The 13,514-nt window shown below is 71.2% G+C and carries 10 protein-coding genes and 2 pseudogenes; 4 read left to right on the forward strand and 8 right to left on the reverse strand.

Going from position 1 to position 13,514, the window contains the following annotated elements:
* Positions 1-31: 31 nt before the first annotated feature.
* Positions 32-748, reverse strand: coding sequence for a LuxR C-terminal-related transcriptional regulator (locus ACSMTC_RS36000; RefSeq protein WP_436563941.1), 717 nt, complete (start codon positions 746-748; stop codon positions 32-34).
* A gap of 202 nt (positions 749-950) precedes the next feature.
* Between ACSMTC_RS36000 and ACSMTC_RS36005 the strand changes: the two genes are divergently transcribed.
* Both ACSMTC_RS36005 and ACSMTC_RS36010 read left to right on the forward strand, forming a co-directional pair.
* Positions 951-4,157, forward strand: coding sequence for a bifunctional cytochrome P450/NADPH--P450 reductase (locus ACSMTC_RS36005; protein WP_436563942.1), 3,207 nt, complete (start codon positions 951-953; stop codon positions 4,155-4,157).
* A gap of 144 nt (positions 4,158-4,301) precedes the next feature.
* On the forward strand, positions 4,302-5,360 hold the full coding sequence (locus ACSMTC_RS36010) for an NAD(P)-dependent oxidoreductase (protein ID WP_436563943.1): 1,059 nt from the start codon (positions 4,302-4,304) through the stop codon (positions 5,358-5,360).
* Between the two features lie 13 nt (positions 5,361-5,373).
* On the opposite strand, the gene ACSMTC_RS36015 is transcribed toward ACSMTC_RS36010, so the two are convergent.
* Positions 5,374-6,342: a LysR family transcriptional regulator gene (locus tag ACSMTC_RS36015; RefSeq protein WP_436564905.1), complete on the reverse strand. Its 969-nt coding sequence runs from the start codon at positions 6,340-6,342 to the stop codon at positions 5,374-5,376.
* 255 nt (positions 6,343-6,597) lie between these two features.
* Between ACSMTC_RS36015 and ACSMTC_RS36020 the strand changes: the two genes are divergently transcribed.
* Together ACSMTC_RS36020 and ACSMTC_RS36025 are read left to right on the forward strand one after the other, a co-directional pair.
* Complete coding sequence (locus ACSMTC_RS36020) at positions 6,598-7,506, forward strand: ketopantoate reductase family protein (RefSeq protein WP_436563944.1); 909 nt, start codon at positions 6,598-6,600, stop codon at positions 7,504-7,506.
* A gap of 90 nt (positions 7,507-7,596) precedes the next feature.
* A pseudogene (locus tag ACSMTC_RS36025) lies at positions 7,597-8,031 on the forward strand (transposase); the annotation flags it as partial.
* A gap of 10 nt (positions 8,032-8,041) precedes the next feature.
* Here ACSMTC_RS36025 and ACSMTC_RS36030 read toward each other — a convergent pair.
* The 6 genes and pseudogenes from ACSMTC_RS36030 to ACSMTC_RS36055 all read right to left on the reverse strand — a co-directional run bounded on the left by ACSMTC_RS36030 (position 8,042) and on the right by ACSMTC_RS36055 (position 13,484).
* Positions 8,042-8,629: a hypothetical protein gene (locus ACSMTC_RS36030; protein ID WP_436564933.1), complete on the reverse strand. Its 588-nt coding sequence runs from the start codon at positions 8,627-8,629 to the stop codon at positions 8,042-8,044.
* Positions 8,626-9,126: an NUDIX hydrolase gene (locus tag ACSMTC_RS36035; protein ID WP_436563945.1), complete on the reverse strand. Its 501-nt coding sequence runs from the start codon at positions 9,124-9,126 to the stop codon at positions 8,626-8,628. Before ACSMTC_RS36035 ends, ACSMTC_RS36030 begins: the two co-directional genes overlap by 4 nt.
* Positions 9,123-9,620 carry an NUDIX domain-containing protein gene (locus ACSMTC_RS36040; protein WP_436563946.1) on the reverse strand — a complete coding sequence of 166 codons (498 nt, stop codon included), beginning with the start codon at positions 9,618-9,620 and terminating at the stop codon, positions 9,123-9,125. The genes ACSMTC_RS36035 and ACSMTC_RS36040 overlap by 4 nt, the downstream gene beginning before the upstream one ends.
* Positions 9,617-11,545: an ABC transporter ATP-binding protein gene (locus tag ACSMTC_RS36045; protein WP_436563947.1), complete on the reverse strand. Its 1,929-nt coding sequence runs from the start codon at positions 11,543-11,545 to the stop codon at positions 9,617-9,619. The genes ACSMTC_RS36040 and ACSMTC_RS36045 overlap by 4 nt, the downstream gene beginning before the upstream one ends.
* Before the next feature lie 549 nt (positions 11,546-12,094).
* Positions 12,095-12,265, reverse strand: a pseudogene (locus ACSMTC_RS36050) (transposase); the annotation flags it as partial.
* Between the two features lie 229 nt (positions 12,266-12,494).
* The gene (locus ACSMTC_RS36055) at positions 12,495-13,484 is read right to left on the reverse strand and encodes a hypothetical protein (RefSeq protein ID WP_436563948.1); all 990 of its coding nucleotides are present in this window, start codon (positions 13,482-13,484) and stop codon (positions 12,495-12,497) included.
* Positions 13,485-13,514: the final 30 nt, after the last annotated feature.

Genomic DNA, 13,514 nt, shown 5'->3' on the forward strand with positions numbered 1-13,514 from the left:
ATCGCCGCACCGGCAGAGGACACACACCTCGTCAGGCCGGCGGTGTGGGCTCCGAGCCTGGTGCGGTGGGTTCGGGGGGCCACGCGTGTGGGGCCAGGACGCCCTTCACATAGGCACGGGCGACCAGGGAGGTGCGGTTCGGGGTTCCCCAGCGCCGGGACAGGCGGGTGAGGTGGTAGTTGACGCCGTCCGCGGTCAGACCCAGCTCGGTGGCGATGCGGGTGCTCGTGGCACCGCCCGCCGCCAGGGCCAGGACGCGGGCCTCGATGTCGCTGGCCTGGCCGGGGCCGGTCGGTTGCGCGGCGCGCGGCTCGGCCGGTCCGTCGACGACGTGCAGGATCAGCAGCAGGTTCGGCGGGATGTCCGGTGCGTCGCTGATCACGTCGATGGTCATCTCGCCATGTCGTTCGCTGCCGGCGGCGGGGGACCAGGTGATCTCGACCGGGTAGCGCAGCGTGCGGCGCAGCCGCACCGCCTCGGTGATCTGGTCGAGCCGCCGTTCGTCCGTCGGGCGGAACAGCTTCATGGCGTTGCGCCCGGTAAGGCGCCCGGGCAGCACACCCCACTCCGTGGCCATGGCGTGGTTGGCCACGATGATGGTGCCTTCGGCGTCGCAGAAGACGAGTGGCAGCGGTATCCGGTCGAACAGGATGGCGGCCCGGTTGCGCCAGAAGACCGCTTGCTCGCTGTCGGGCGGGGGAAACCACCGGACGGGTTCGCCGTCGGGCTGCTGTCCGAGGGTCTGCATCTGGGCTCCTACTGGCCTGGCTCCAGGGACGGTGCGCCATAAGAGAGAGCGCCCGGGGATCGCAACCCTGTCCGTCCGATATCGCTACAAGAATTTGTAGCACGGTGGCATGTGAGGTCCTTCCGGTCGCGCCACGGTGGAGACAGCGCCGCCGCACCGACGGCGGCCGTCCCAATCCCGACCTCGGAGGACAGCTCACTCCATGAACGAGACCCGGCCCGTGCTGCGGGCAGTGAACGGCAACGACGTTCCAGTGATCGACATCTCCGCGACCGGTCCGGGTGCCACGCCCGTCCTGCAGGAGATGGAGCTGGCCCGGCAGCACGGCGGGGCCTATGTCCAGCGGCTGCACGGTCGCGACCTGCTTCTCGTCAGCAGCCTGGACCTGGTCACGGATCTCGCGGACGAGCAGCGCTTTCGCAAGCTCGTCGGCCCGGCGCTCGTGAACGTACGCGAGTTCGCGGGCGACGGCCTGTTCACCGCCTTCAACGAGGAACCGAACTGGGCCAAGGCCCACGACATCCTGATGCCGGCCTTCGCGCTGGGATCCATGCGCACCTACCACCCGGTGATGCTGAAGGTCGCGCGTCGGCTCATCGATTCCTGGGACCGTCACGCCGCAGCGGGACTGCTGGTGAACGTGCCGGACGACATGACCCGGATGACCCTGGACACCATCGGCCTGGCCGGCTTCGGGTTCGACTTCGGTTCGTTCGACCGCCAGGAGCCGCACCCGTTCGTGAGTGCGATGGTGCGCGGCCTGGAGTGGGCGATGACCCGCCTGGCCCGGATCCCCGGCACCGACTACAGCGAGCGCGACGAGGCGATGCGGGTGGACGCCGCCCTTCTGTCGTCGGTCGTCGACGAGGTGATCACCGCACGCACCAGCGGCGGCGCCAAGCCCGAGCACCCCGACCTGCTCTCGCTGATGCTGGAGGTCGCCCACCCGTCTGACGGCACACCGCTGGACCACGGGAACATCCGCAACCAGGTGATCACCTTCCTGATCGCCGGGCACGAGACCACCTCCGGCACCTTGGCCTTCGCCCTTCACCACCTGGCCAAGCACCCGGCGGTGCTGCGTCTGGTGCAGCGTGAGGTGGACGAGCTGTGGGGTGACCAGGCCGACCCGGAACCGACTTTCGAGGACGTCGGCCGCCTGCGCCTGACCCGTCAGGTCCTGGCCGAGACGCTGCGGCTGTGGCCGGCCGCGCCCACCTTCGCCCGCCAGGCACGCGTGGACACCGTCATCGGCGGGCGGATCCCGCTGCGGGCCGGCCAGGCGGTCCGCGTCGTCACCCCGATGCTGCACCGCGACCCCGCCTGGGGGGACAACCCGGAGGCGTTCGACCCGTTCCGCTTCACTCCCGAGGCCGAGGCGGCGCGTTCCCCGCACGCCTACAAGCCGTTCGGCACCGGCGAACGCGCCTGCATCGGGCGGCAGTTCGCACTGCACGAGGCCACCATGCTGCTCGCCATGCTGGTTCACCGGTACCGGCTGATCGACCACGCGGACTACCAGCTGACGATCAAGCAGAGCCTGACCATCAAGCCGGACGGCTTCCAGCTCACCCTGGCCCCGCGCACCCCGGCAGACCGCGCCGCGAACCACGGCGCGCTACCCGCTGAGGCGGCGGCGCAGGAGCCCTGCGCCGAGGCGGTCGAGACCGCGCGGCCGACCCGCGTCCTGCCGGGCACCGGAGTGCTGCTGCTGCACGGCTCCAACTACGGCACCTGCCGCGAATTCGCCGGCCGGCTCGATGACGCCGCCGCCGAACTCGGCTGCGACACCGCCGTGGCCCCGCTGGACGCCTACGCGGACGGCCTGCCCACCGACCGGCTGGTGGTCATCACCGCCGCCTCCTACAACGGCCAACCCACCGACGACGCAGCCGCGTTCGTCCGCCGGCTGGAGAACGCAGCCCCCGGCGCCGCCGACGGCGTCCGCTACGCCGTGCTCGGTGTCGGCGACCGCAACTGGTCCGCCACCTACCAGCGGGTCCCCACACTGATCGACGACCGCCTCACCGCGCTCGGTGCCACCCGCGTCCTGCCGCGCGCCGAGGCCGACGCCTCCGCCGACCTGACCGGCAGCGTCAAGGCGTTCACCGCGGCCCTGGGCACAGCCCTGCTGGAACACCATGGCGACCCGGACAGCGCGGGTGCCGCGCCCGACCGGAACGGCTCCACGTACGCCGTCACCGAGGTCACCGGCGGCGAGCTCGACGCGTTGGCCGCGCGCCATGGCATGACAGCGATGACCGTGACCGCGGTGGAGAGCCTCACCGGCCCGGACTACCCGCGCGTCAAGCGCCTGGTCCGCCTGGCACTGCCCGAGGGCACGAGCTACCGCACCGCCGACCACCTGACCGTGCTGCCTGCCAATGACGCGGGCGTGGTGGAGCGCGCCGCCCGGCTGCTGCGCGCCGACCTCGACACCGTGCTCAACATCGTGCCGACCCGCCCGCACCGCGACGGTCTCGCGGTGGACCGTCCGCTGACCGTACGCCAACTACTCACCCACCACGTCGAGTTGCAGGACCGCCCGACCGCCGGGCAGTTGACCGAGCTGGCCGAACTCAACCCCTGTCCGCCCGAACAGGCCGCCCTGCGCGCCCTCGCAGCCGACCAGTCCGCCGACCCGCGGACACTGCTCGACGTCATCGAGGACAGCCCGGCCCTGCACGGGCTCCTGACCTGGCCGGTCCTGCTCGACCTGCTGCCCGCGCGGCGCCCCAGGCACTACTCGATCTCGTCCTCGCCGGCCGCCGACCCGCAGCACATGGACCTGATGGTCTCCCTGCTGCAGGCGCCCGCCCGCTCGGGGCGCGGCACGTACCGCGGCACCGGCTCCGGCTACCTGAGCACCGTTCGCCCCGGCGACACCGTGTACGCCCGAGTCCAGCCGTGCCGCGAGGTCTTCCGCATCGGCCACGACGACACCATGCCGGTCATCATGATCGCCGCCGGAACCGGGCTCGCTCCGTTCCGCGGTGCCATCGCCGACCGCCGCACCCTCGTCGCCGACGGCACCCGCCTGGCTCCGGCGCTGTGCTACTTCGGCTGCGACGCCCCAGACGCCGACTACCTGCACGCCGACGAACTGAACGGCGCCGAGCTCGCCGGGGCCGTTTCGATGCGCCCGGTGTTCAGCGAGGCTCCGGTGGAGGGCCTGCGCTTCGTCCAGGACCGTATCGCCGCCGAGGCCGAGGAGATCTGGAGCTTGCTCCAGGCCGGCGCCGAGGTCTACGTCTGCGGCGACGGTGCCCGCATGGCCCCCGGCGTCCGTGCGGCCTTCCGGGACATGTATCTGAAGCGCACCCCCGCAGCCGAGGAGGAGGACGCCCACGCCTGGCTCCAGGAGCTGGTCTTCCAGGGCCGCTACGTGGAGGACGTCTACAGCGGCTGACACTCCCGGCCTGCCTCCGGTTCCCGGCACGCCACCGTGGGCCGCAGGCCGCCCCGTCAGCCCGGCAGCGGGGCGTTAAGGGAGGGGCTCCCAGTGACCGGTCCCTGGAGAACAGTAGGGTCCGTGCAGGGGAAGGGAGGCCACATGGAGCGGGCCCGAGTCCTGGTGCTGGACGCGGCTCCTGGCGAGTTGCTCGGTCCGGAGCTGGAGCGTCTGCTCGGTCACCGCCTGGCCGTCACGCTGAATCTCCGCCGGGTGGCCGATCCTGCCGGGGCGCGGGCTGCCTGGGACGGCAGGGTGGACTTCACCGACTTCGATGCCTTCGACGAGTCCACGCTGATCGCCGAGACCGTCCGGGACGGTCTCGGCTACCACGCGGTCAAGTCCCGTGCCGGTGTGCCGCTACGCGCCGCGTTCTTCTCGGCTGCTACCGACGCCGCGCTGGCCAACCGGCTCCGTGTGGTCGGTCGGGCCGGAGCGGGCACCGATCACGTCGAGTTGGCGGCCGCCGCCCGTTACGGGGTCTCGGTCACCCATACCCCAGGGTCCAACGCGAACGCGGTCGCCGAGTTCACCCTGGCCCAGCTACTCGCCCTGACCAGGGACCTCCCGTCACACAACGAGGCCGCGCACCAAGGCAGTTGGCGCGCACCGGCCGCGCCCACGGTGGAGCTGTCGGAGCTGACCCTGGGTATCGTCGGGCTGGGGCGGATCGGCCTGGCGCTGGCCGAGCGGGCCACCGCCCTGGGCATGGAGGTCCATGGGCTCTCGCGGCGCCCGGCCCAGGCATCAGTACCCCTGGCCCCCTCCCTCCCCGCACTGCTGGCGACCAGTGACGCGGTCTCCCTGCATCTGCCACTCACCGCGCAGACCCGAGGGCTGATCGGGCGGACGGAGCTGGCACTGATGCGTCCGGGGTCGATCCTGCTGAACACCGCCCGGGGCGGAATCGTCGACGAGCAGGCACTGGCCGACGCGCTGCGCGACCCAGAACATCCGCTCGCGGCAGCCGCCGTCGACACCTTCGAACACGAGCACGCCGCCTTCGCCTCGCCGCTCTTCGGCCTGCCGAACGCGCTGCTGACCCCGCATGTCGCCGGGATGACCAGGAATGCGATGTCCACGGCGGCCCTGCGCTGCGCGGACCATGTCGCGGCCCTGCTCGCCAATCGTCCGGACGGTGTGCCCGTGGTGACGGCATGACAATTGATCCGCATCAGGGCTGCCCTGATGGCTCATCACGTCCCTGACGCCGGAGCGAAGGCCGAGAACGATCGGCTGATCCCGGGACGCTCGCCTGCTTGCCGCAGTGGTGCGCGACGGTCTCGGCGAAAGCGCGGGCCAGCGGGGACAGGGCGTCCCAGCGGCGCACTGCCCAGCCTGCGGTGAGGGCGGGGAGCGCGGGAATGGGGATCAGGCGCAGGCCCGGGTGCCCGGGGCCGCTCCAGGCCGGCAGAGTCGGGACGACGGCGTGGCCGAGACCAAGCTCAGCAAGGAGGATCGCCGTGTCCCAGTCGGCGACGCTCGTGTCGAACACCGGCCGGATCCCGGACTCCGCCAGCCAGGCACCGAGTTGCAGGCGGGAGGTCGAGTTCTCCGGGAGTCCGATGAGCCGGGCGTCCTGCAGGTCGGCCGGTTCGATGAACGCTTTGCCCGCCAGGGGGTCGGTCGTCGAGACGGCGAGCGCCCAGGGCAGTTTCACGACGGGGTGCTGCTCGATGGTGCGCGTCGCGGGCCCCAGGGTGATCCAGGCGAGGTCGACGCCGCCGGCAGTGAGGGCGTCGAAGCAGCCGGCACTGGAGGTCTCGGTCTGGAAGTCGAGGCTGGCCTGGGGGAAGCGCCGGCGGAAGTCGACGACGGCGGCGGACATGAAGTGCCGGACGGTAGTGGCCCCTGTCGTGACCCGCACCGATCCGCCTTCCGCGCGTGCGAGTTCTTCGAGCCGACGCAGCGCGTGGTCGATGCACCCCAGGCCCTCGGTGACCGCCGTGTGAAGCATGCGCCCCGCCGGGGTCGGCACGACCCCCCTCGTGTGCCGCTCGACCAGGCTCAGGCCCAGCTCCCGCTCAAGTCGCTTCACGTGCTGGCTGACGGCGGACTGCGTGCAGGACAGATCGCGAGCGGCGGCACTCAGCGAGCCGGTCCGGCAGACCGCGGCGAAGACACGAAGATCATCAAGAGTCACAATGACCCAAGCTATTGCTTGGGTATGGCCTAGTAAACCCGTGGATTGACTTGGGTTTCCGAGTTGACTGATCATCACTGCAGGGCCCAGGGCGGCAACCCGTCCGCTGCTTTCACCCCGATCCGGACGCGGCGAAAGCAGCGGACGGGTGCCGACCCGCGACAGTGCCGAGGGCAAGCACCCAGGCCCACCACAGCCCCCCATCCGGCAAATCCGCCCGACCACACTGGTCTTGCAAGCACGACAGGAGCACACGTGACCACAACCAAGCAGACGGTGGCCGTGTTGGGACCCGGTGGCGTCGGCGGCCTGCTCGCCGCCCTGCTGTCCCGCGCCGGGCACCGCGTGATCTGCGTCGCCGGAGAGTCGACCGCACAGGCACTGCACCACAACGGGCTCCGCGTGCACAGCGCGCAGTTCGGCGACTTCACCGCACGCGTGGAGGCCGACACCCGGCTGCGCGAACCGGTTGACCTGTGCCTGGTGACCGTCAAGCACACCATGCTGGACGCAGCCCTGGAGCGGATCCCGCCCGCCATGCTCCGGGACGCCCTCGTCGTTCCTCTCCTCAACGGCATCGAGCATCTCGACGTGCTGCGCCGACGCTACGGCGCCGAGCGGGTCGTGGCGGGCGTCATCCGCGTCGAGGCGACCCGGACCGCACCCGGCACCATCGAGCACGGCAGCCCGTTCACCGAGATCGACCTGGCGGGCACGGACAAGCGGCTGGACACGCTCGCCGACCTGCTCCAGGCGGCGGGAGCCACCGCCCGCGTCGCCGAGGACGAGACCGCGGCACTCTGGGCCAAACTGGCCTTCCTCGCCCCCTTCGCCCTGCTGACCACCCGCTATGGCCTCACCATCGGCGGGGTGCGGACCGAACGCCGTGCGGAGCTCGTGGCCCTGGTGGAGGAGGCCGCCGCCGTCAGCGCGGCCTGCGGCGTCCCTGCCGCCCCCGCGAAGACGCTGGCGCTGTACGACGCGTTCCCCGCCGGCACCAAGTCATCGATGCAGCGCGACGCCGAAGCGGGCCGCCCGCTGGAACTGGACGCCATCGGCGGTGCGCTCCTGCGGGCAGCCGACCGGCACAACGTCGCAACGCCCACCATCACCCGGCTCCTGACCGAGCTGACCGCGACCACCCAATGCGACAGGGACAGTTGACCGGCACCGGACCCACAGGCAGACACATGAGATACGCGGACGGCCCCAAGCACGCACTGCGAGACCGCCATCGCAGCAGCCGCGTCCCTGGTGCGGCGGATCGTTGTCGATAAGGAGCCACCCGGCGGCGTCGACACCGAGCCGGACGACGACGGTCTCGGGCGCTCACGCGGTGGGCTGACCACGAAGCTGCACCTGGCAGTCGAGCAGGGACAGAAACCGCTGTCCCTGCTCGTCACCGCAGGCCGGCGGCACGACAGTCCCCAGTTCCAGCCGGTCCTTGACGGCATCCGGGCACCTCGCATCGGACCGGGCCGACCCCGTACGAAGCCGGACCGGGTCCGCGCCACAAGGCCTATGGCTCCCGTGCGAACCGCTCCTACCTTGCGCCGGCGCGGCGTGAAGTGCACCATCCCGGAGAAGGCGGGCCAGATCCGCAACCGCCACAAACTCGCCTCCCGAGGCGGCCGCCCGCCCAAGTTCGACAAGGACGACTACAAGCAGCGACACGCGGTTGAATGCGGCATCAACCGGCTCAAGCGCCACCGCGCGGTTGCCACGAGGTACGACAAAGGACGGGGTGCCGTGGTTCCTCGCTCTGCTCTGGGCGACCGGCTTCCTCTTCGGCGCGGCCCTGCTGCGCTACCTGCGCCGCCATGACACCCGGCAGGTGATCCGACGCTACGCCGCCGTGGGAGCGCTCGGCGCAGGCCTGCTCTCCCTCGCGTCCATCATCACCGGCATCGGCTGAGGAGTCTCCCAAATGGCCGGCCTGCCGGTACACCTCGCGCTCCTCGGCCGGGCTGAGGGCAGCCTCGATGGCCGGGGTGCCGGGCAGCGGGGTGGTGACGACGAGCAGTGACCGGGCGTCCTCAGCCAGCAGGGTGGGGGCCCGGTCGGGACCGAGCGCGGGTGCGAGGTGTCGGTAGGCGGCGGTCTCGCGCCGGTGCATGAGCTCGTTCTTGTGCCGCTTGGCGAACAGGCGTTGTCCGCCGTCGGTACGGACCTCCCACACCGCCGGCCGGCCCGAACGGTCCCGCGAGCGCACGCCCACCAGCTCGTACGAGCCGGCCGCCCCACGCAGCAGCCGGTCGGCGTCCTCGGGAAGGGCGGGCCCGGTCATGCCGACCAGCCGACGGTGGAGAGCCGGTTGCCGCGGGCGATCTCGCCGAGGGCGTGCGCGGTGTAGGGAACGATGTCGTCCGGAAGTCGGTCGAGCGGCCACCAGCGCAGCTCCTCGCACTTGTGCGGCTCCGCGTTGCGAACCTGGCCCGCGTAGCGTGCGGAGCGGAAGAACAGCTGGAGACGGCTGCGCCCGTCGTCGGCGTCGAGGTGGTGCAGCGTGTGGACGAGTTCGAGATCGTCCTCGGCGATGGCGATGCCCAGTTCCTCCTCGGCCTCGCGCGTCATGGAACGGGTGACGGGCTCGCCCCGCTCCATGTGCCCGGCCGGAAGATGCCACAGGCCGGCGGCGTAGGTCGTGTTGCGGCGCCGTCCGAGAAGCACCGTGCCGCCGTCGATCACGACGAGGTGGACCCCGACGACCAGCGTCAGCGGGTCCGTCCCGGGCGCGCGGTGTGCCGTGTCCGCTGGTCGGTCGGTGCGGTCGAGCTGGTTCACGAGGTCCTTCCGGTGGTCTGGTCGGCCGCCGCGGCGAGCAGCGGCAGGTAGTGGTGCATGTAGGGCGGGACCTTGAGGTCGAGCACCTCGGCGAGGGGGACCATGCGTACGGCCAGGCCCTCGTCGCCGAGCCGCAGGTCGCTGTCGGGACCGTCCCAGGCGGCGTGCAGGACGCGGGTGAGCGGGGAGACGAGGTCGTGCTGTGGGCCTGGGATCAGCCGCATCCGGGTGATGGTGATCCCGGCCTCCTCGCGGACCTCCCGGGACGCGGTCTCCTGCGGGGTCTCGTCGGCTTCCCGCCACCCGCCGATCGGGGTCCAGACGCCGGGCCAGGCGATGCCGGGCTTGTCGTTGCGCTGGTGCGTCAGCAGGCGCCCGGCCGGGTCGCGGATCACCAGGACCCGGGCGGAGGTGTCGCGGACCACCACGCCGACGCCGATCCGCTCGACGCCTTCGCGGAAGGCCGGTTCGGTCAGCACGTCGAAGTCGATCACTGGAGGGGCTCCTCGGTCTCCCGCACCGGTACGGCCCGTTGGGCGGGCACGCCGGTGCGCTCGTTCTGCAGGTCCCACAACTCCCTGAACCGGCCGCCCGCGTCGGCCACCAGCTCGGCGAACGTCCCTTCCTGGAGGACCTTCCCCTCCTCGAGGACCACGATCCGGTCGGCGACGGCCACGTTGGTGAGTCGATGGGTGACCAGGACGACCGCCCGATCGCGGGCGATGGCCCGCAGGTTCTGGAAGATCCGGTGCTCGGCCCGCGGGTCGAGGGCGGCGGTGGGCTCGTCCAGGACCAGTAGTCCGGCCTCGCGGTGGAACGCCCGGGCGATGGCCAGGCGCTGCCACTGACCTCCGGACAGCTCCTCGCCGCCCATCCACTCCACGGCCAGGAGCGTGGAGAGGCCCCGGCGGAGCTTGGCGACGACCTCGCCCGCCCCGGAGGCTTCGGCGGCGCGCATCACGGCCTCGTCTCCGTCGGCGGCCGGCTGTCCCAGCGTGATGTTCTCCCGGCAGGTCAACGGCCAGCGTGCGTAGTCCTGGGGCACGACCGCGACTTGGCGCCACAGGGCGTGCGGATCGAGGTCGCGCGTGTCGTGCCCGTCCCAGAGCACCGATCCGGTGGCCGGCAGATACAGGCCCGCGAGGAGCTTCGAGAGGGTGGTCTTGCCCGAGCCGTTCTCGCCCACCAGCGCCAGGATCTCGCCGCGGTCGACGTGCAGACTCACCCCCTCCAGTGATGTGCGCTCGGAGGCGGGGTAGGCGTAGGTGAGGTCCTTCACCGAGATCCGTTGCGGTGCCTGCGGTACAGCGGTGCCGCGCTGCAGCCGGTGGCCGCCGGCGGTGTCGAGGAAGCTCGACCAGTCGTCCAGGTACATGCCGGTGCGGAACAGGTCGGCGCCGTAGCCGACGATGCCGCGGAGGCTGGTGCTGACCGCGGCGAGGGCGAACACCGCCGCGCCGCCGTGGGGCAGGCTCATCCGGTCGGTGCCGACCAGCCAGAGCATCGCGACCCACACCAGGGCGGTGCCGAGGCCGGACGCGGCGGCGCCGATCACCGAGACCTTGGCGCCCTTCATCGCAGCCTGCCGGGAGCCGGCGTCCAGCCGTCGGCCGACCTGCTCGTACTTGGCGAGCAGGAAGTCGCCCATGGTGTCGGAGCGGACCTGGTCGGCGTTGCGCTTGAGGTGGATGTACCAGCGAAGGTTCGCCATGATCCGGCGGTCGCCGATGGCGGCCCGGTTCGCGAGGAACTGGACCCTGGCGGCGTGAACCGACGCGATGCCCTGCGGCAGTGCGGCCAGCACGAGGAGCGGAAGAAGCAGTGGGTGGAGCACCGTCAGCACGCTCGCGGCGCCGATGAGGGAGGCGAGTGAGGCGATCAGGTTCTGTGCCTCGCCGACGATGTCCACGCACACCTCGGCCCCGCGGTCGGCGGCCTCCAGCTCGTCGTTGTAGCCGGCGTGGTCGTAGGCGGTCAGCTCGGCGGCCACGGTGGCGCGCAGCACCGCCGCTTCCGCTTCGCGGGAGATGCGAGGGGACAGGTGGACGGTGATGGTGCGGATGGTGATGCCGAGCAGCGAGCGGGCGCCTGCCGCCGCTGCGATCACCAGGATGGACGGCGCGGCGTGGGCGAGCTTGTCGCCGATCCGGCCCGGATCGAACAGGGCCGCGATCGTGCCGGTGGTTGCGAACAGTCCGGCCGCGCCGAGTACGGCGGAGATGACCTGGCAGGTCAGCAGCAGGGCGACGGAGGTGCGGTCGATGCGCCAGCCGAGTCGGAAGGCGCGGACCACGAGGGTGGGCAGGCGGCGGGCCATGGCGCTGACGCTGATCGCCTCGATCGCCTCGATGCGACGGCCGTCGGCCAGCCACTGCAGCTCCTCGTCGGCGGTCTCGGCCGATCGGGTCGCGGTACTCACGCGTTCGCCTCCTTGCACAGGTGGCTGACCATCAGGGCGTGGGTGTTCACCAGAGCTCCTCCAGACACGGACGGTGCGCGGGCATACGGAGCCGCCGCATCGGCAGAAGTGAATGGCCCAAGTGGGCCTCCAGAAAGCCGAGTTGGGGCTGATTCGGGCACCGGGAGCGTCTGATGATGGTGCTGTTCGAATGCGCCGTTCAAGCGGATTACCACCGGGCGAGCCCGGGTCGAACGGGGAGTTTTCGAGCACCTCCGAGGCGCCGCCCAGAGCCTCCTCCAGCCGCTCGCGAAGGGGGGGGGCGGGCAGGGCGCCGGAGCCCAGTGCGCAGGCGGCGAGAGCGCGTTCGAGCGCGGCTGTCCGGTCGGGTCCGAGGTGGTCACGGACGCTCGGGTGGGCGAGGAGGTCGCGCAGTGCGTGGCCGTCACCGGATTCACCCGTTCGGCTGGTCAGGCGCAGTGCGAGGTTTCGGGCGGCGGGACCGGTCGGGTGCGCGCGGGTCACTCCCGGATGACGGTGATCGGATGCTTGGGGCGGTCCAGTGCCGCATCAGGCAACGTTTGCCCTGTAGACCACATCGCGTAGCCGTTCGCCGGCAGCGTGCTTGTTCCGCCAGATGATGCAGCGGCGGATCATGCTGCCCTGCTCCTTGTGGCCGCCGTGATCGGTGCTGTTCAGGGCGGAGCAGCGAAGGGCGGTGAACCGGGCCTCAACGCGGTGCCCGCCGACGCCGTGTTCGAGGGCGAGCAACTCAGCCGCTGGGTGCAGGCGCAACGATCCTGCTGGCCCGGCCTGGAGCCGGACCAGCAGGATCTGTTGACCGCGATCGGCATCGCCCCGGCCCAGGGGCTGGTCGCCGCCGAGATCGCCGCTGAGGTTCGGGCCTGTGGCGGTTGTCTTCTCCCGATGGGGGCTGGGGCGGACGGCTGTGTGCCGTCCGCCGAGGGGGTCACCCGTGGCGGTGGTGGTCGCAGCAGTCGGAGAGCTGGAAGGAGGCGATACGGGTGTTCCAGTTTCCGGTGCCGTCGGCCGGTTGGTACTGGTTGGTGTACCAGAACGTGCAGTCGTCCATCGGGTCGATCGCCATGGAGGTGTAGTCACCCCAGCGGTTGCTCCCGGTCTGGGAGCCTGTGCCGGTCCACACGGTGGTCTCCCGGAATGTCATCACGTTCCGCGGGTCGTGCGCGAGGCGTCCGGTGACGCGGATCGAGGGATGGTCCTGGGAGGACGACGACGAGTATCCCAGGGCGATGTCGCCCTCCTTGTCCTGGGCCGCGGAGCCCATCCACCGGTACCCGGGCCCTGGAGCGTAGGTGCTCTGCTGATGGACGACCGGTCGGCCGCGGTCCAGCCACAGTTCGTACCAGCGCACCCCGATGCCGCCGGGGGCGTCGACCGCGTGGTTGAAGACCAGGGTCTGGTGGTCGCCGAAGTTGCGGTAGGCGAGCCGGTACATGACGGAGTAGGAGAGCGAGTCCAGTTTCTGGGTGGTGCCGGCCTGGGGGACGCACCGGGTGGGATCGGTACTCGCGCAGGCCGGGGTGTAGGGGGCCACCCGCAGCTCTCTCGGGCTCGTGACGGTGGTGCGGGTCTGGTCCGCCCAGTCGACGTGGAACCGCCAGTACTGGAGGCTGTTGTAGGCGGGGTTGAGGGCGATCAGCAGGTTGGGCTCGCCTTGCGGCGGTGGGGTCGTGCCGTCGAGGTCCGTGGGGAGCGGGATGGTCGGTGACGGGATGGTGTAGCACTGCTGGTCGGCGTCGGCTCCGCGCAGCATCCTGTTCCGGTCCCAGGCGCACGCCTCGAAGAACGTCCCGCCGGTGAAAGCCGCGTAGTAGGCGTCCGGCCACACCGAGACCTTCGGGTGGTCGATGAAGTGCTGATACCCGAAGTCGTACCGGTAGTACTCGCCGGTGGCGTCTTCGGTGGTGGAGACGGCCACGCACAGTCGATTCGTGGTGCCCGTCTCGTC

It is taken from the genome of Kitasatospora sp. HPM-01-4 (assembly GCF_051374625.1).
Taxonomy (GTDB): Bacteria; Actinomycetota; Actinomycetes; order Streptomycetales; family Streptomycetaceae; genus Kitasatospora.

Coding starts and splice junctions, on each gene's coding strand:
- ACSMTC_RS36030 (WP_436564933.1), bottom strand. CDS start 8,629: ATGACCGGGCCCGCCCTTCCCGAGGACGCCGACCGGCTGCTGCGTGGG.
- ACSMTC_RS36005 (WP_436563942.1), top strand. CDS start 951: ATGAACGAGACCCGGCCCGTGCTGCGGGCAGTGAACGGCAACGACGTT.
- ACSMTC_RS36010 (WP_436563943.1), top strand. CDS start 4,302: ATGGAGCGGGCCCGAGTCCTGGTGCTGGACGCGGCTCCTGGCGAGTTG.
- ACSMTC_RS36000 (WP_436563941.1), bottom strand. CDS start 748: ATGCAGACCCTCGGACAGCAGCCCGACGGCGAACCCGTCCGGTGGTTT.